Annotated in this window: 13 protein-coding genes; 10 read left to right on the top strand and 3 right to left on the bottom strand. The window is 73.1% G+C overall.

Annotation, left to right across the window (positions count from 1 at the left end):
* Positions 1–123 precede the first annotated feature (123 nt).
* The 3 genes from mscL to coaA are packed head-to-tail and all read right to left on the bottom strand — an operon-like array spanning position 124 to position 2,324.
* Positions 124–516: a large conductance mechanosensitive channel protein MscL gene (mscL, locus tag ACP7CD_RS02835; protein WP_031282960.1), complete on the bottom strand. Its 393-nt coding sequence runs from the start codon at positions 514–516 to the stop codon at positions 124–126.
* Positions 517–525: 9 nt separating this feature from the next.
* Complete coding sequence (locus tag ACP7CD_RS02830; RefSeq protein WP_426118780.1) at positions 526–1,368, bottom strand: M15 family metallopeptidase; 843 nt, start codon at positions 1,366–1,368, stop codon at positions 526–528.
* Positions 1,368–2,324, bottom strand: a complete 957-nt coding sequence (gene coaA, locus ACP7CD_RS02825; protein WP_031282962.1) for a type I pantothenate kinase — start codon at positions 2,322–2,324, stop codon at positions 1,368–1,370. The genes ACP7CD_RS02830 and coaA overlap by 1 nt, the downstream gene beginning before the upstream one ends.
* 172 nt (positions 2,325–2,496) lie before the next feature.
* Between coaA and ACP7CD_RS02820 the strand changes: the two genes are divergently transcribed.
* The 10 genes from ACP7CD_RS02820 to ACP7CD_RS02775 all read left to right on the top strand — a co-directional run bounded on the left by ACP7CD_RS02820 (position 2,497) and on the right by ACP7CD_RS02775 (position 18,216).
* Entirely contained in the window at positions 2,497–4,572 is a 2,076-nt protein-coding gene (locus tag ACP7CD_RS02820; protein ID WP_426118778.1) for a PTS mannitol transporter subunit IICBA, read from the top strand.
* On the top strand, positions 4,572–5,717 hold the full coding sequence (locus ACP7CD_RS02815) for a mannitol-1-phosphate 5-dehydrogenase (protein ID WP_426118776.1): 1,146 nt from the start codon (positions 4,572–4,574) through the stop codon (positions 5,715–5,717). The genes ACP7CD_RS02820 and ACP7CD_RS02815 overlap by 1 nt, the downstream gene beginning before the upstream one ends.
* A 124-nt stretch (positions 5,718–5,841) precedes the next feature.
* Positions 5,842–7,728: a glutamine--fructose-6-phosphate transaminase (isomerizing) gene (glmS, locus tag ACP7CD_RS02810; protein WP_095650580.1), complete on the top strand. Its 1,887-nt coding sequence runs from the start codon at positions 5,842–5,844 to the stop codon at positions 7,726–7,728.
* Positions 7,729–7,805: 77 nt separating this feature from the next.
* Positions 7,806–8,177: a holo-ACP synthase gene (locus tag ACP7CD_RS02805; protein ID WP_035924832.1), complete on the top strand. Its 372-nt coding sequence runs from the start codon at positions 7,806–7,808 to the stop codon at positions 8,175–8,177.
* Positions 8,174–9,742 carry an NAD(P)H-hydrate epimerase gene (locus ACP7CD_RS02800; RefSeq protein ID WP_426118773.1) on the top strand — a complete coding sequence of 523 codons (1,569 nt, stop codon included), beginning with the start codon at positions 8,174–8,176 and terminating at the stop codon, positions 9,740–9,742. The genes ACP7CD_RS02805 and ACP7CD_RS02800 overlap by 4 nt, the downstream gene beginning before the upstream one ends.
* A 135-nt stretch (positions 9,743–9,877) precedes the next feature.
* Positions 9,878–12,064: a glycogen debranching protein GlgX gene (gene glgX, locus ACP7CD_RS02795; protein ID WP_017833337.1), complete on the top strand. Its 2,187-nt coding sequence runs from the start codon at positions 9,878–9,880 to the stop codon at positions 12,062–12,064.
* A gap of 84 nt (positions 12,065–12,148) precedes the next feature.
* Positions 12,149–14,506, top strand: a complete 2,358-nt coding sequence (gene treY, locus ACP7CD_RS02790) for a malto-oligosyltrehalose synthase (RefSeq protein WP_109268110.1) — start codon at positions 12,149–12,151, stop codon at positions 14,504–14,506.
* Between the two features lie 5 nt (positions 14,507–14,511).
* Positions 14,512–16,386, top strand: a complete 1,875-nt coding sequence (gene treZ / locus ACP7CD_RS02785) for a malto-oligosyltrehalose trehalohydrolase (RefSeq protein ID WP_272026018.1) — start codon at positions 14,512–14,514, stop codon at positions 16,384–16,386.
* Between the two features lie 107 nt (positions 16,387–16,493).
* Complete coding sequence (locus ACP7CD_RS02780) at positions 16,494–17,519, top strand: aldo/keto reductase (protein WP_051063761.1); 1,026 nt, start codon at positions 16,494–16,496, stop codon at positions 17,517–17,519.
* A 19-nt stretch (positions 17,520–17,538) separates the two neighbouring features.
* The gene (locus ACP7CD_RS02775; RefSeq protein ID WP_095650576.1) at positions 17,539–18,216 is read left to right on the top strand and encodes a LysE family translocator; all 678 of its coding nucleotides are present in this window, start codon (positions 17,539–17,541) and stop codon (positions 18,214–18,216) included.
* The last annotated feature ends 66 nt before the right edge of the window (positions 18,217–18,282 follow it).

Here is an 18,282-nt window from a genome sequence, read left to right as displayed (position 1 = left end):
GTTGGGGCGGGGGGTGCGGCCCCCCACGTTGTGCGCGGGGCGCGGGGGGCGGGGGCCCCCCCCGGGGGCCGGGGGGGGGGCCCGCGGCGCCCGGCGGGACCGGCGGGACCGGCGGGACCGGGATCAGGTGCGTCGGCGCAGGGCGTCGCGGATCTCGGTGAGCAGCTGCACCTGGGCGTCGGCCTCCTCCTGGGTGGGATCGATGCCGAGCCGGCGGTTGCGGGCCTCGATCATCTTGTTCATCGGCAGCACGATGGCGAAGTACACGGCGGCGGCCACGAGCAGGAAGTTGACGAGCGCGGTGAGCAGCACGCCGAACCTGATGTCGTTGCCGTTGACGGTGAGCACCGCGAACGAGTCGAAGTTGGGCGAGCCGACCAGCGCGGAGATGAGCGGCATGAGCACCGCCTCGACCATGGCGTTGACGACCTGGGCGAACGCCGCGCCGATGATCACGGCGACGGCCAGGTCGAGCACGTTGCCCTTCATGATGAATTCCCGGAATCCCTTGAGCATGGCCACAGACTAGCCGGGCGCGGGTGGTCCGTAGTCCGGGGCCGGCGGCAGGCCGGAGAACTCCTCGAGCGTCGCGGCGCCCGAGCACGCGAGCTCCTGGGCCCGCTCCGTCCCGAGGTAGCGCAGGTGCCACGGCTCGTACCAGTAGCCGGTGGTGCCGTGCTCGCCCCAGGGGTAGCGGACCACGAAGCCGTGCTCCGGCCCGTGCTCGGCCACCCACGCGGCGGTGGCCGTCCCGTCGAAGCACACGCGCAGGTCGCACCCGGAGCCCTCGCCGACGTCCACCGCCAGCCCGGTCTGGTGCTCCGAGTGACCCGGGCGGGCGGACGCCGTGTCGGCGGCCTCCGGGCCCTTCTGCGCCACCCACCCGGCGTACGTGCGGGACTGCTCGGTGAAGGAGCGGTAGCCCGACACGATCCGGACCGGCACGCCGTCCGCCCGGGCCGCGGCCAGCAGCGTGCGCGCCGCGGCGGCCGCCTCGGGGCGCAGCAGGTGCCCCTCGAGGTCCTCGAGGGCGGCGGGTGCCCAGTCCTGCGGGTCCAGGGGCCGACGCTTGTTGACCACCACGGCGAGCGAGGCGGGGTCGTCCAGCTCCGGACGCGGTCCCGGCCCCCGGCCGGTGGTGGGCGCCGGTGCCGGCGACGCCGTGCCGGAGGCGGACGCCGGCCCGGACGGGGACGCCGGAGCCGGCACGGACGCAGGACCGGACCCGGGCGGGGCGGGCGCGGCCGGTGCCGCGGTGGTGCCGGAGGGTTCCGGCGGGGCCGGGGGAGCGTCCCCGGGATCAGGTGCGCACCCGGCCACGAGCACCGCGGCGGCGAGCAGGAGGGCGCCGGCGCGCAGGGCGTCCATCAGTTCTTGCGCAGCAGCACGCGTCGGATCGAGTGGTCGGAGTCCTTGGAGAGGATCAGCCGGGCGCGGCCGCGCGTCGGCTGCACGTTCTCGATCAGGTTGGGCTCGTTGATCCGCCGCCAGATGCCGGTGGCGGTGGCCACGGCCTTCTCGTCGGAGAGGTCGGCGTAGCGGTGGAAGTAGGAGCCGGGGTCGGCGAACGCGGACGAGCGCAGGGCCTGGAACCGCTCCACGTACCAGCGCTCGATGTCCGCGGGCCGGGCGTCCACGTAGATCGAGAAGTCGAAGAAGTCGCTCAGGGCGAGGGCGGCCCGGTCCCCGGGGCCCACCTTGGCGGGGGCGAGCACGTTGAGCCCCTCGATGATGACCACGTCCGGGCGGGTCACCACGACCTCCTCGCCGGGCAGGATGTCGTAGCTGTGGTGCGAGTACTTGGGCGCCCGCACCTCGGGGGCGCCCGACTTGATCTTCGCGACGAAGCGCAGCAGGGCGCGGCGGTCGTAGGACTCCGGGAAGCCCTTGCGGTCCATGAGCCCGCGGCGCTGCAGCTCCGCGTTGGGGTACAGGAACCCGTCCGTGGTGATGAGCTGCACGTGGGGGGTGGACGGCCACCGGGACAGCAGCTCGCGCAGGAGGCGGGCCGTGGTGGACTTGCCGGCGGCCACGGAGCCGGCGATGCCGATCACGAACGGGGTCCGGGCGTGCTCCTCGCCGAGGAACGCGTTGGTCGAGGCGTTGAGCCGGTTCGACGACTCGTCGTAGAGGGTCAGCAGCCGCGAGATGGGGAGGTACACCTCGCGGACCTCCGCGACGTCGAGCCGGTCGCCGAGGCCGCGCAGGTTCTCGATCTCCCGAGAGGTGAGGGGAACGTCGATCTCGTGGGAGAGTCTCGACCAGGTCTGCCGGTCGAGCTCCACGAAGGGCGAGGCGCGTTCGCTCAGCGTAGATGCGGTCATCGACCACAGTCTAGACCGCACCCCGGCGCCCGAGGTGTACCGGAGACAGGCCCCGTACCCGGGTGTAGATTTGGTCTCGATCCGGTATTCGCCGTGAGAGAACTCACAGCAGTGCACGGCGCGTGCGCTCCGCCGGTGGAGGACCACCCCGCTCGAGAGTCAGGACAGGACCATGGCGACGGCAACGACCTCAGAGACCACAGCACCGGCGGGAGGGCGATCGACGGCGGCACGCGCGCACGTGCAGCGCTTCGGCACGTTCCTCTCGGGGATGATCATGCCCAACATCGGGGCGTTCATCGCCTGGGGGCTGATCACCGCGTTCTTCATCGAGGCGGGCTTCACCCCCTTCGGCCCGCTGGGCGGGTTCGGCGAGAACGCCGAGGGCGAGCCGTACACGGGCCTGGTCGGCCCGATGATCACCTACCTCCTGCCGCTGCTCATCGCCTACACGGGCGGGCGGATGGTCTACGACGTCCGCGGCGGCGTGGTCGGGGCGATCGCCACGATGGGCGTGATCGTGGGCACCGACATCCCCATGTTCATCGGGGCGATGCTCATGGGCCCGCTGACCGCGTGGGTGATGAAGAAGGTCGACGCCATCTGGGACGGGAAGATCAAGCCCGGCTTCGAGATGCTCGTGAACAACTTCTCCGCCGGCATCCTGGCCGCGGCCATGGCCATCTTCGGCTTCTTCCTGATCGGCCCCGCCGTGCTGGCCTTCTCCAACGCGGCCGCCTCGGCGGTGGACTTCCTGGTCACCCGGGGGCTGCTGCCGCTGACCTCGATCCTCATCGAGCCCGCGAAGGTGCTGTTCCTCAACAACGCGATCAACCACGGCATCCTCACCCCCCTGGGCACCGCCCAGGCCCTGGAGGAGGGCAAGTCGATCCTGTTCCTGCTCGAGGCCAACCCCGGCCCCGGTCTGGGCATCCTGCTGGCCTACACGGTCTTCGGCCGCGGCGCCGCGCGCGCCTCGGCCCCCGGCGCGGCCCTGATCCACTTCGTGGGCGGCATCCACGAGATCTACTTCCCGTACGTGCTGATGAAGCCCGCGCTGATCCTGGCGGCGATCGCGGGAGGCATGACGGGCATCTTCACGCTGACCCTCTTCGACGCGGGCCTGCGCGCCCCGGCCGCCCCGGGCTCGATCATCGCCGTCTTCGCCCAGGCCACCACCGACAGCTACGTGGGCGTGGCCCTCGCGGTGACGGCCGCGACCGCCGTGTCCTTCTTCGTGGCCTCGATCATCCTCAAGGCCTCCAAGGACAAGGGCGAGGGGGACCTCACCGAGGCCACCTCCCGGATGGAGGGGATGAAGGGCAAGAAGAGCTCCGTGTCCTCCGCGATCGTCGGCACCAGCGGCGGCGCGGACACCGGCGGGACCCCCGCCCGCGACCTGGCCGACGGCGGACCGGTGCAGCGCATCGTGTTCGCGTGCGACGCCGGCATGGGCTCCTCCGCGATGGGCGCCTCCGTGCTGCGGAACAAGGTCAAGGCGGCCGGGTTCGCCGACGTCAAGGTCACCAACGCGGCGATCGCCAACCTCACCGACGACTTCGACATCGTGGTCACCCACCAGGACCTGGCCACGCGGGCCCGGCCGAAGGTGCCCAGCGCCTCGGTGGTGACCGTCGACAACTTCATGGGCAGCCCCCGCTACGACGAGATCGTCGAGGCCGTGCAGCAGCGCAACGGCGCCGCCGTCCCGGCGGGCGGCGGCGCGGCGGCGGCCACGGCCGGCGGCGGGGGAGCGGCCTCCGGCGGCGACACCGTGGCCGCGGACCCGGGCGAGGGCGCCGGGACGTCCGGGGACGCCACCATCCTCACCAGGGACCGGATCGTCATGGACGGCGGCGCGCGCAACGCCGCGCAGGCCATCGACGAGGCCGGCGGCCTGCTGGTGGCGGCCGGTGCCGTGACCGACGCGTACGTGGCCTCCATGCACGAGCGCGAGAAGTCGGTGTCCACCTTCATGGGCAACGGTCTCGCCATCCCGCACGGCACCAACCAGGCGAAGGACAGCATCCGCTCCTCGGCCCTGTCGGTCGTGCGCTACCCCGAGGGCCTGGACTGGAACGGCAAGCCCGTCACCTGGGTGATCGGCATCGCCGGCAAGGACAACGAGCACCTCGCGATCCTCTCCCGGGTCGCGAAGATCTTCGGCAACAAGGAGAAGGTGCGCCAGCTGGACGAGGCGGGGACCGCCGACGAAGTGCTCGACCTGCTGGGGAAGGTGAACGACTGATGAAGTGCGTCCACTTCGGGGCGGGCAACATCGGCCGCGGCTTCGTCGGCCTGCTCATGCACCGCTCGGGCTACGAGGTCGTGTTCGCCGACGTGGCGGCCCCGCTGATCGACGCGCTGGCGTCCACTCCCAGCTACACCGTGCACGAGGTCGGCGCCGGCTCCCGCGACACGGTCGTCGAGGGGTACCGGGCGCTCAACTCGGCGGACGACCCGGAGTCCGTGGTCGCCGAGATCGCCACGGCGGACGTGGTCACCACGGCCGTGGGCGCGCACATCCTCCGATTCGTGGCGCCGCTCGTGGCGCGCGGCATCGCCGCGCGCCCGGACGGCGTCGCCCCCGTGGCGGTCATGGCGTGCGAGAACGCCCTGTCCGCCACGGACCTGCTCGCCGAGGCCGTCCGCGCCGAGTACGGCGGCGGGGACCTCGACCGCCGGGCGGTGTTCGCCAACACCGCCGTCGACCGGATCGTGCCCCAGCAGGACGGCGGCGGGCTCGACGTGGTCGTGGAGCAGTTCCACGAGTGGGTCATCGACCGCACCCCGTTCGCGGGGAGCGAGCCGGCCATCGAGGGGGCGACCTACGTCGACGACCTCGTGCCCTACATCGAGCGGAAGCTGTTCACGGTCAACACCGGCCACGCCGCGTGCGCGTACTTCGGCTACCGGGCCGGCCGGCACCGCATCGCGGAGGCGATCGCCGACCCCGGGATCCGGGAGCGGGTCGCGGCGGCGCTCGCGGAGACGCAGGCGCTGCTCGTGGCCAAGCACGGGTTCGACGAGCAGGAGCACGGGCGCTACGTCGCGAAGATCCTCGACCGCTTCGCCAACGAGCACCTCCCCGACACCGTGGAGCGCGTGGGCCGCGCCCCGCTGCGCAAGCTCGGCCGGCACGAGCGGTTCGTGGGCCCGGCGGCCGAGCTGGCCGAACGGGGCCTCGGCACCGACGGGCTGCAGGCGGCCGTCGGGGCCGCCCTGCGCTTCGACCCGGCCGACGACCCGGAGGCCGTCCGGCTGGGCGAGCTCCTCGACACGCTGGAGCCGGCCGACGCCGTCCGGGAGATCACGGGGCTGGACGCCGGGCACCCGCTCTTCCCGCCGCTCGAGGCGCTGGTGGCCGACGCCGTCCGGGAGCGCCGGGGCTGACCGAGCCCCACGGAAGGGCCCCCAGGCGGGCCGGGCCGTGTCCCCAGAAGAGGCGAGAACACGGCCCGGCCCGCCGGGTCCGGCACACCCGGCCGGGCGAGATCCATGCGGTACTGTGAAGCGCATGTGTGGAATTGTTGGATATGTGGGCCCCTCCTCCCAGCGCTCGGACGTGCCCGGCTCCGGGCACGACGCCCTGGACGTCCTCGTCGAGGGCCTCCGGCGCCTCGAGTACCGCGGCTACGACTCCGCGGGCGTGGCCGTCGTCGCGGACGGCACCGTCGGCTTCCGCAAGAAGGCCGGCAAGCTGCTCAACCTCGAGCAGGAGCTGCGCGACAGCCCGCTGCCCCGCTCCACCACCGGCATCGGGCACACCCGCTGGGCCACCCACGGCGGGCCGTCGGACGTCAACGCCCACCCGCACGTCGTCGACGGCGGCCGGCTCGCCGTGATCCACAACGGCATCATCGAGAACTTCGCCGAGCTCAAGCGCGAGCTGATCGAGAAGGGCCACGAGTTCCGCTCGGAGACCGACACCGAGGTCGCCGCCGTGCTCCTGGCCGACACCTACAACGACCTCGGCGACCAGGACCTCACCGCGGCCATGCAGGTCGCGTGCCGCCGGCTCGAGGGCGCGTTCACGCTCCTCGCCGTGCACGTCGACCACCCCGGCCGCGTGGTCGCCGCCCGCCGCAACTCGCCGCTGGTGCTCGGGCTGGGCGAGGGCGAGAACTTCCTCGGCTCCGACGTCTCCGGGTTCATCGACTACACCCGCAGCGCCGTGGAGCTGGGGCAGGACCAGGTCGTGTCCATCACGGCCGACGACTACGAGATCACCGACTTCCACGGCAACCACGCGGACGGCAAGCCCTTCCAGGTGCTGTGGGACGCGGCCGCCGCCGAGAAGGGCGGCTTCCCGTCCTTCATGGAGAAAGAGATCAACGAGCAGCCCGCCGCCGTGGAGCAGACCCTCATGGGCCGCACCGATCCGGACGGGAACCTGGTCCTCGACGAGCTCAGGATCGACGAGGCGGTGCTCCGCGCCGTGGACAAGATCGTCGTCGTGGCCTGCGGCACCGCCGCCTACGCGGGGCAGGTCGCCCGGTACGCGATCGAGCACTGGTGCCGGATCCCCACCGAGGTCGAGCTCGCCCACGAGTTCCGCTACCGGGACCCGATCGTCAACGAGCGGACCCTGGTGGTCGCCCTGTCCCAGTCCGGCGAGACCATGGACACCCTCATGGCGGTCCGGCACGCCCAGGAGCAGGGGGCCAAGGTCGTGGCGATCTGCAACACCAACGGCTCCACGATCCCGCGCGAGGCCGACGCCGCGCTCTACACGCACGCCGGACCCGAGATCGCCGTCGCCTCGACCAAGGCGTTCCTGGCCCAGATCACCGCCGCCTACCTCCTGGGCCTCTACCTGGCCCAGCTGCGCGGCAACAAGTACAAGGACGAGATCGGGGAGATCCTCGCCGAGCTGGAGGCCATGCCGGCCAAGATCCAGCAGGTCATCGACGCGCAGGCCGCGGTCAAGGATCTCGCGCAGTCCATGAAGGACGCCTCGTCCGTGCTCTTCCTGGGCCGCCACGTCGGCTTCCCGGTGGCCCTCGAGGGCGCGCTCAAGCTCAAGGAGATCGCCTACATCCACGCCGAGGGCTTCGCCGCCGGCGAGCTCAAGCACGGGCCGATCGCCCTCATCGAGGAGGGCCAGCCGGTGTTCGTCATCGTCCCCTCCCCGCGCGGACGGGACTCGCTGCACGCGAAGGTGGTCTCCAACATCCAGGAGATCCGTGCCCGCGGGGCCGTGACCATCGTCATCGCGGAGGAGGGGGACGAGGCCGTCGCCGACTACGCGAACCACATCTTCCGCGTGCCGCAGTCCCCGGTGCTGCTCCAGCCGCTGCTGACCACGGTCCCGCTGCAGATCTTCGCGTGCGAGCTGGCCACGGCGAAGGGCTACGACGTCGACCAGCCCCGCAACCTCGCGAAGTCCGTCACCGTCGAGTAGTCCGCGCCCGCCGCTGCGCCGGCCCGCCGCCCCGGTTCCTCCCGGGCGGCGGGCCGGCGGTCGTTAGGCTGGGGACCATGATCATCGGCACCGGCATCGACGTGGTGGACATCGCCCGCTTCGAGGAGCAGATCGCCCGCACCCCCGGCCTCGTGGCCCGGCTGTTCACCCCGCTCGAGCGGGATCTGCACGTGCGCTCGCTCGCCGCGCGCTTCGCCGCCAAGGAGGCGGCGGCGAAGGCGCTCAAGGCGCCGCCCGGGATGATCTGGCAGCACTGCTGGATCGAGAAGGACCCCTCCGGTGCCCCGCTGCTGTGCACCGAGGGAACGGTGGCGGAGGAGGCGCGCCGGCAGGGCATCGACCGGTGGCACCTCACCATGACGCACGACGGCGGGATCGCCATGGCCATGGTCATCGCCGAGCGCACCGGGGACGGGGGGCAGGCGTGATCGCCGCCTGGACCGGGGCGCAGGTGCGCGCGGCCGAGACGCCCTTCCTCGAGCGCGGGGAGGGCCCCGCGCTGATGCGGCGCGCCGCCCACGGCCTGGCCCTCGTCGGCGCGCAGCGCCTGCGCGGGCGCCGGGGGCGGGTCGCCGGAGCGCGCGTGGTCGTGCTCGCCGGCACCGGCAACAACGGCGGGGACGGGCTGTGGGCGGGGGCGGAGCTGGCGGGCCGCGGCGCCTCCGTGCTCGCCGTGGCGCTCGGCGACCGGCTGCACCCCGAGGGCGGGGCCGCCCTCGAGGCCGCGGGGGGACGGGTGCTGCGCGCCGGGGACGGCGGGCCCGCCCTCGAGGAGGCGGCCGAGCAGGTGCTCCGCGCCGACCTCGTGCTCGACGCCGTGCTGGGCACCGGCGCCCGGGGCGGGCTGCGCGGGCCGGCGGCGGAGCTCGTCCGCGCGGTCCTGGACCGGTGGCCCCCGGAGGGGGCCCCCGCGGTCGTGGCGTGCGACGTCCCCTCGGGCGTCTCGGCGGACACGGGCGCGGTGGCCGGGCCGGTCCTGGCCGCGGACGTCACCGTGACGTTCGGCGGGGCCAAGGCCGGGCTGTTCCTGCCGCCGGGGGACCGGTGGTGCGGCGAGGTGCGGACCGTGCCCCTCGGGATCGAGCACGCCCTGCCCGCCCCCGCGCTGCGGCGCCTGGAGCCCGACGACGTCGCGGCGCTGTGGCCGCGGCCGGGGGCGGCCTCCCACAAGTACTCCCGGGGCGTGGTGGGCGTCGTGGCCGGCTCCCCGACCTACCCCGGGGCGGCGCTGATGTGCACGCGCGCCGCCGTGGACGCCGGCGCCGGCATGGTCCGCCACCTCGGCGACGCCGCCACCCGCTCCCTGGTGTGCCTGACCAGCCCCGAAGTGGTCGCCTCCGAGGACCACCCCGACGACGTCCACGTCCAGGCGTGGGTCGTGGGCCCCGGCGCGGTGGGCGACGCGGCCCAGGAGTCCCGGATCGGCGCCGTGCTCGCGGGCCCGATCCCCGCCGTCGTCGACGCCGGCGCCCTCGACGCGGCGGCCCGGGCGGCCGCCGACGGCGCCCTCGGCCCCGGCAAGGTCCTCACCCCGCACGCCGGGGAGCTCGAGCAGGTGCTCGCCTGGCTCGCTGCCCTCGGCGGCGGCGGGCAGGCGCCGGACCGGGCGGCGATCGAGGCCGAGCCCGCCCGGTGGGCGCGCGCGGCCGCGGAGGCGACCGGCGCCGTCGTCGTCCTCAAGGGCGCCACCACCCTGGTGGCGTCCCCCGACGGGACGCTGTTCTCCCAGGCCGACGGCAGCCCGTGGCTGGCGACCGCCGGCAGCGGGGACACCCTCGCGGGCATCATGGGCGCAGCGCTCGCCGGCAGCGCCGAGGACCCGGACGCGTTCGCCGCCGCGGGGGACTGGGCCCGCGGGGACACCCGCCGCGCGGTGGCCGCCGCCCTCGCCGTGGCCGTGCACGGCTACGCCTCCCGGCTGGAGGGCCTCGGCCCCGTGCCCCCCACGGCGCTGTCCGCGAACGTGCGCACGGTCCTGCGCCGGGACCGCTGAGCCGGCGGTCCCGGCCCCGGCGGACCGCCCCGGGGACACGGGCGCCTCCGGTCCGGGCTAAGATCGATCCCACTTGCCCCAACACCCAGCCCGCTGACGGTGACCCCTGCCCGGCGGTACGACAGGAGATCCCCCATGGAAGTCTGGCCAGGTCAGCCCTATCCCCTCGGAGCCACCTTCGACGGGACCGGCACGAACTTCGCCCTCTTCAGCGAGGGCGCCGAGAAGGTCGAGCTGTGCTTGTTCGACGAGCTCGGCACCGAGACCCGCATCGACGTCGCGGCCCAGGACAGCTACGTCTGGCACTGCTACCTCCCGACCGTCCAGCCCGGGCAGCGCTACGGCTACCGCGTGCACGGACCGTGGAACCCCGCCGAGGGCCAGCGCTTCAACTCCGCCAAGCTGCTGCTCGACCCCTACGCCAAGGCCGTCTCCGGCCAGATCGACTGGGACCAGGCGCTGTTCTCCTACGACTTCGGCGACGAGGACTCGTTCAACGACGAGGACTCCGCCCCCCACATGATGATGGGCGTGGTGATCAACCCGTTCTTCAACTGGGAGGGCGACCGCACCCCCCGCACGCCGTACCACAAGTCCGTGATCTACGAGGCCCACGTCAAGGGCCTCACCCAGCAGCACCCCGAGGTGCCGGAGGACCAGCGCGGCACCTACGCCGGCGTGGCCCACCCCGCGGTGATCGCGCACCTGAAAAAGCTCGGCGTCACCGCCATCGAGCTCATGCCCGTGCACCAGTTCGTGCAGGACAGCACCCTGCTCGACCAGGGGCTGCGCAACTACTGGGGCTACAACACCATCGGGTTCTTCGCCCCGCACAACGAGTACCACTCCACCAACGACCTCGGCGGCCAGGTCCAGGAGTTCAAGGCCATGGTGCGCGCCCTGCACCAGGCCGACATCGAGGTGATCCTCGACGTGGTGTACAACCACACGGCCGAGGGCAACCACATGGGCCCCACGCTGTCCATGAAGGGCATCGACAACCAGGCCTACTACCGGACGGTGGAGGGCGACCAGAAGTTCTACATGGACTACACGGGCACCGGCAACACCCTCAACGTCCGCCACCCCCACTCGCTGCAGCTCATCATGGACTCCCTGCGCTACTGGGTGACCGAGATGCACGTGGACGGCTTCCGCTTCGACCTCGCCTCCGCCCTGGCCCGCGAGTTCTACGACGTGGACAAGCTGGCCACGTTCTTCGAGCTCGTCCAGCAGGACCCGGTCGTGTCCCAGGTGAAGCTCATCGCCGAGCCGTGGGACGTGGGCCCCGGCGGCTACCAGGTGGGCAACTTCCCGCCCCAGTGGACGGAGTGGAACGGGAAGTACCGGGACACCGTGCGCGACTTCTGGCGCGGGGAGCCCGCGACCCTCGGCGAGTTCGCCTCCCGGATCACCGGCTCGGCGGACCTCTACGAGCACAGCGGCCGCCGGCCGTTCGCCTCGATCAACTTCGTCACCGCCCACGACGGCTTCACGCTGCGGGACCTGGTCTCCTACAACGAGAAGCACAACGAGGCCAACGGCGAGGGCAACAACGACGGCGAGTCCCACAACCGCTCCTGGAACTGCGGCGTGGAGGGCCCCACCGACGATCCCGAGGTGCTGGCCCTGCGCTCCCGCCAGCAGCGCAACTACCTCGCGACGCTGCTGCTGTCCCAGGGCACGCCCATGGTGCTGCACGGCGACGAGCTGGGCCGCACGCAGGACGGCAACAACAACACGTACTGCCAGGACAACGAGCTGTCGTGGATCAACTGGGACACCATGGACGGCCCGCTCACCGAGTTCGTCGCCGCCGTGACCCACCTGCGCCACGACCACCCGTCCTTCCGGCGCTCGGAGTTCTTCGACGGCCGTCCCGTCGAGATGGACGCGGACGACACCGGCCGCCCGATGCCCGACATCGCGTGGCTGACCACGGACGGCGCGCCGCTGAAGCCCGCCGACTGGGACGAGCCCCTGTCCCGGTCCTTCGGGATGTGGCTCAACGGCAACGGCATCGCCGGCGTGGACATGCGCGGGCGGCCCATCACGGACGTGAACTTCATCGTGTACTTCAACTCCAACCCGGAGCCCGTGAAGGTCAAGCTCCCGCCGGTGCGCTACGGCCGGCAGTGGGAGGAGGTCATCGACACCGCGGGCAAGTACGCCGACGGCCAGATCCGCAAGGCCCGCACCTCGATCACCCTGGACGGCAAGTCCATGGTCGTGCTGCGCGCCTACGAGGCCCCCGAGGAGGAGCCCGACGCGTCGGTCGCCGCCTCCGTGGCCGCGTACGCGAAGACGCCGCAGGACCAGTGAGCTGACGGCCCCGGCAGGCTGTCGACCCGGACACGGGTCGACAGCCTGCTGGCGTTTCCGGGGCCGGGCCGACAGACTGGTGCGGTGCGCACACCTATCTCGACCTACCGACTCCAGATCACCTCCGACCTGACGCTCGACCGCGCCGCGGGGCTCGTGGACTACCTCCACGACCTCGGCGCGGACTGGGTCTACCTGTCGCCGATCCTCCGGGCCGTCGACGGCTCCGACCACGGCTACGACGTCGCGTCCCCCGCCGAGGTGGACCCCGTCCGGGGCGGCGCCGCCGGGCTCAAGGCGCTCGCCGACGCCGCCCACGCCCGCGGCATGGGCGTGCTGGTGGACATCGTCCCCAACCACCAGGGCGTCGCCGCCCCGGAGCAGAACCCCTGGTGGTGGTCGCTGCTCGCGCAGGGCCAGGCCTCGCCGTACGCGAAGGCCTTCGACGTCGAGTGGGCGTCCGGCGGCGGCCGGGTGCTGATCCCCGTGCTGGGCGACGGCGACGACGAGCTCGCGCAGCTGCGGGTCGAGGACGGCACGCTGCGCTACTACGACAACGTCTACCCGCTGGCCGAGGGCACCTGGGCGGAGGGCGATGACCCGCAAGACGTCCACGACCGGCAGCACTACGAGCTGGTGAACTGGCGCCGCGGCGACGCCGAGCTCAACTACCGCCGGTTCTTCACCGTCGCCACGCTCGCGGGCGTGCGCGTCGAGGACCCGGAGGTCTTCGAGGAGTCCCACGCGGAGATCAAGCGGTGGATCGACGAGGGCCTCGTCGACGGCCTGCGCATCGACCACCCCGACGGGCTGCGCGACCCGCGGCAGTACCTCGAGCAGCTGAAGGAGCTCACGGGCGGCGCCTACGTCGTCGTCGAGAAGATCCTCGAGCCCGGCGAGCGGCTGCCCCGCGACTGGGCCACCGCGGGCACCACCGGCTACGACGCCCTCGGCGTGATCGACCGGCTGCTCACCGACCCGGCCGGGGAGTACGCGCTCACCAGCCTGGACGCCCGGCTGCGGGGCGGGGAGCCCGTGCACTGGGACGAGATGATCCACGGCACCAAGCGCGCCATGGCCGACGGCGCGCTGCTGGCCGAGGTCCGGCGCCTCGCCCGCCTCGTGCCCGGGGACGCCGGCCTGGACCGGGCCGTCGCCGAGGACGCCCTGGCGGAGATCCTCGCGAACTTCCCCGTCTATCGCAGCTACCTGCCCGAGGGCGCCGAGCACCTGCGGGCTGCCCTCGACGCCGCCCGGGAGCAGCGCCCGGACCTCGCCGGCGCGATCGGGACCCTGGGCGGGCTGCTCGGGGTCGACGCCACGGACGAGGCCGGGCTCGGGGAGCTCGCCCGCCGCTTCCAGCAGACCTCCGGGATGGTGATGGCCAAGGGCGTCGAGGACACCGCGTTCTACCGCTTCCCCCGCCTGACCTCGCTGACCGAGGTGGGCGGCGACCCGTCGCACTTCGCCGTGACCCCCGAGGAGGCGCACGCCGAGCTCGCCCGCCGGGCCGCCGAGGAGCCCCTCGCGATGACGACGCTGTCCACGCACGACACCAAGCGCTCCGAGGCGGTGCGGGCACGGATCACCGTGCTCGCCGAGGCGGGGGAGCAGTGGGCCGGCGTGGTCGGCACCGTCAAGAAGCTCGCCGAGCAGGCCGGGGCCCTCGTGGGCGACGGCCCGCTCGTGAATCTCGTGCTCCAGGCCGTGGTGGGCGCCTGGCCCATCTCGCAGGAGCGCGTGCTGGACTACGCCCTCAAGGCCGCTCGCGAGGCCGGCAACTCCACCGCCTGGGTCGACGGGGACGCCGGGTTCGAGCAGCGGCTCACCCGGTTCGTCGAGCTCGTCCACCACGACCCGCAGATGCGGGCCGTCGTCGAGGGCTTCGCCGAGCACGTCACCGCGGCCGGCTGGGCGAACGGGCTCGCCGCCAAGCTCGTCCAGCTCACGATGCCCGGCGTCCCGGACGTCTACCAGGGCTCCGAGCTGTGGGCGGAGTCCCTCGTGGACCCGGACAACCGCCGTCCCGTCGACTTCGGGGCCCGGGCCGCCGGGCTCGCCCGGCTGGACACCCCCGTGGGCGGCACCGCCGACGGGATCCCCGCCGTGGGACCGGACGGCGCGGCCAAGCTGCTCGTCACCAGCCGCGCCCTGCGGCTGCGCCGGGACCACCCCGAGCTGTTCACCGGCTACACCCCGCTGACCGCGTCCGGCCCGCTGGCCGGGCACGTGTTCGCGTTCGACCGCGGCGGCGCCGTGACCGTGGCCACCCGCCTGCCCCTCGGCCTCGCCGCCGCGGGCGGCTTCGACGGCGAGACCCTCGAGCTGCCCGCGGGCGGGTTCGAGGACCTGCTGACCCGCCGCACGCACTCGGGCACCGTGGCGCTGTCCCGGCTGCTCGCCGACTACCCCGTGGCGCTGCTGCGCCGGAAGGACTCCTGAGCCCCATGAACACCCGCGAGCACCTGAACCGCTTCGACGTCTGGGCCCCGCACGCCAGGACGGTGACCGTGCGGATCGAGGGCGACGACCACGACATGATCCCCGCCGCGGACCTGCCCGAGGACTCCCCGGCGGGCAAGGCGGCACGCCGCGACGGCTGGTGGACCCTGCCCGACGGCGCGGACGTCCCCGAGGGCACCGTGCGCTACGGCTACCTCCTGGGCAAGACCTTCGACGAGGGCACGGCGCAGGAGCGCTCGCAGGTCTCCGAGGTCCTGCCGGACCCGCGCTCCCGCCGCCAGCCGCAGGGCGTGCACGACCTCTCCTGCACGTTCGAGCCCTCCGCGCACCGGTGGGGGGACGCCGCGTGGACCGGGCGGACCCTGGCCGGGTCCGTCGTCTACGAGCTGCACCCCGGCACGTTCACCCCGGAGGGCACCCTCGACTCGGCGGTCGAGCGGCTCGACCACCTCGTGGAGCTCGGCGTGGACTTCGTGGAGCTGCTGCCCGTCAACGGCTTCAACGGCGAGCACAACTGGGGCTACGACGGTGTCCTCTGGTACACCGTGGACGAGTCCTACGGCGGGCCCGCGGCCTACCAGCGCTTCGTGGACGCGTGCCACCAGCGCGGGATCGGCGTGATCCAGGACGTCGTCTACAACCACCTGGGCCCGTCCGGGAACTACCTGCCCCTGTTCGCCGACTACTTCAAGCCCGGCTCCAGCACCTGGGGCGACCTCATCAACCTCGACGGCTGGGGCTCGGACGGCGTGCGGGACTACATCCTCGACAACGTCGAGATGTGGCTGCGCGACTACCACGTGGACGGGTTCCGCCTCGACGCGGTGCACGCCCTGCAGGACCACCGGGCCGTGCACATCCTCGAGGAGATCGCCGAGCTCGTGGAGCGCGTGGGCGTGGAGACCGGCAAGCCCCTGTTCACCGTCGCGGAGTCCGACCTCAACGACCACCGGATGATCACGCCGACCACGGCCCACGGCCTCGGCATGACCGGGCAGTGGCTCGACGACTTCCACCACGCCGCGCACGTCGCCCTCACCGGGGAGACGCAGGGCTACTACGCAGACTTCGCCGCCCTCGGCACCCTCGACAAGGTGATGCGGGACGCGTTCTACCACGACGGCACCATGTCGGTGTTCCGCGGCCGCCACCACGGGCGGCCGGTCGACAAGCAGCGGGTGCGCCCGTGGCAGTTCGTCACGTGCATCCAGAACCACGACCAGATCGGCAACCGCGCCGCGGGGGACCGGATCAGCGCGAGCCTCACGCCGGACCAGCTCGTGCTGGGCGCCGCACTGCTCCTCACCCAGCCGTTCACCCCCATGCTGTTCATGGGGGAGGAGTGGGGCGCGTCCACACCGTGGCAGTTCTTCACCGCCCACCCCGAGCCCGAGCTCGGGGAGGCCGTGGCCAAGGGCCGCAAGGCGGAGTTCGCGTCCATGGGCTGGGACGAGGACACGGTCCCGGACCCCCAGGACCCGAGCACGTTCACGAACTCGAAGCTCGACTGGGACGAACTCGGCCGGGACGACCACGCCCGGGTGCTGAGCGCCTACCGCGAGCTCATCGCGCTGCGGCGCGCCGTGCCCGAGCTCACCGACCCGCGCTTCGACACGATCGGCACCGACCTCGACGAGGACGCCCGCTGGTTCGTGCTGCGCCGTGCCACGGCCCCGGGCTCCGACCACGGGGTCGCGGTGCTGCTGAACTTCGGCGCCGGGCCCGCGCAGGTGCCCTTCCCCGGCCGCCCGGACGCCGAGGTGCTCTACCGCTCCGGCGACGTGTCGCTGACCGCGGGCTCCGGCGGCGGCGGCGTCGCCGCGCTGCCCGCCCACGGCGCCGCCGTGGTGCGCTACTGAGCCCTCTCCGCCGTCCACCGAACGACCTCCCCGACCCTCGAAAGGCCCCCGTGCGCACCTACGGACCCGACGTCCCCTACCTCCCGGCCGACGACCGCTACGAGACCATGCCCTTCCGCCGCGTGGGCGACTCCGGGCTGAAGCTGCCCGTGATCTCGCTCGGGCTGTGGCACAACTTCGGCGACGACAAGCCGCTCGCCACCCAGCGCGCCACGCTGCGCCGGGCCTTCGACCTCGGCGTGACCCACTTCGATCTCGCCAACAACTACGGCCCGCCGGCCGGCGCCGCGGAACTGAACTTCGGGCGGATCCTGGCGCAGGACCTCGCGCCGTACCGGGACGAGCTCGTGATCTCCTCCAAGGCCGGCTGGACCATGGGCCCGGGCCCGTACCACTTCGGCGGCTCCCGGAAGTACCTCGTGTCCTCCCTGGACCAGTCCCTGCAACGGATGGGCCTGGACCACGTGGACATCTTCTACCACCACCGCCCGGACCCGGACACCCCGCTCGAGGAGACGATGCGGGCCCTCGACCACATCGTGCGCTCCGGGCGGGCCCTGTACGTGGGGATCTCCTCCTACAACGCCGAGCTGACCCTGCGCGCCCAGCAGATCATGCGGGAGCTGGGCACGCCGCTGCTGATCCACCAGCCGTCCTACTCGATGCTCAACCGGTGGATCGAGTCCCCCGGACCGTCGGGGACCTCCCTGCTGGGCGCCCTGACGGAGACGGGGATGGGCTCGATCGTGTTCTCCCCCCTGGCCCAGGGCATGCTCACGGACCGGTACCTGGACGGCGTCCCGGAGGGCTCCCGGGCCGCCGCGGAGAAGTCCCTGAACCCGGAGTGGCTGACCGGCACGACCCTGGAGAAGGTCCGCGGTCTGCACGAGATCGCCGCCGCCCGCGGGCAGAGCCTGGCCCAGATGGCGATCGCGTGGGTGCTGCGCGAGCAGGCGGACGGCCAGGTCACCACCGCGCTCGTCGGCGCGTCCTCGCCGCAGCAGCTCGAGGACAGCGTGGGCGCCGTGCACCACCTCTCCTTCACCCCGGAGGAGCTGGAGTCGATCGACCGGCTGGCCACGGACTCCGACATCAACATCTGGGCGGGCGCCCGCGACTCCAAGACCGCGTGAGCGGCGGGGCCCGGTAGCCGTGGAGGCCTCGCAGTACCTCGCCCTGCTCGGGCTGTGGATCGCAGGGATCGTCGCCCCCGGCCCGGACGTCCTGGTGATCCTGCGCAACGCGTCGCTGGGCTCCCGGGCAGCCGGCGTGCTCACCGCGGTGGGGGTGATGACCGGCAACCTCGTGTGGATCACGCTCTCCCTCACCGGGGTGACCGTCCTGATCGGCCAGGCGGACACGCTCCAGCGACTGATCCAGGTGGCCGGGGCGCTGTTCCTCGGCTGGCTGGGCGTGAGCGGGATCCGGGCGGGTCTCGCCGCCCGGGCCGTGCCGGACCGGGTGCCGAGCGCGGCGGGCGGAGGGCCCGGCAGCGTCCCGGGGGAGCCGCAGGCCCCGCCGGGGCGCTCCGTCACCCCCGGCCGGGCCTTCGTGCTCGGACTCGTGACGAACCTCTCGAACGCGAAGGCCATCATCTTCTTCGTGGCGCTGTTCGCCAACGTGGTCCCCGTGGGCGCGCTGTGGTGGGAGGCGGCCCTGGTCTTCGCGCTGCTGGTGGCCGTGGGCCTCGCCTGGTTCACCGCGGTCGCGTGGGTCGGCTCGGTCGAGCGGCTGGCCGCGGGCTTCCGGCGGCACGGGGCGGCCGTGGAGCTCGCCGCCGGCGTGCTGTTCCTCGTGCTGGCCCTCGGCCTGCTGCTCAGTGCGCTGTGAGCCCGCCGGCCGGCCCCGGGGCCGAACCCGCCCGCGGCGGGCACTAGACTGGAGCGCTGGGTCCTG

It is taken from the genome of Kocuria sp. LHG3120, assembly GCF_049897445.1.
GTDB classification, from domain to species: domain Bacteria; phylum Actinomycetota; class Actinomycetes; order Actinomycetales; family Micrococcaceae; genus Kocuria; species Kocuria rosea.
This window is presented reverse-complemented; position numbering and strand designations above follow the sequence as displayed.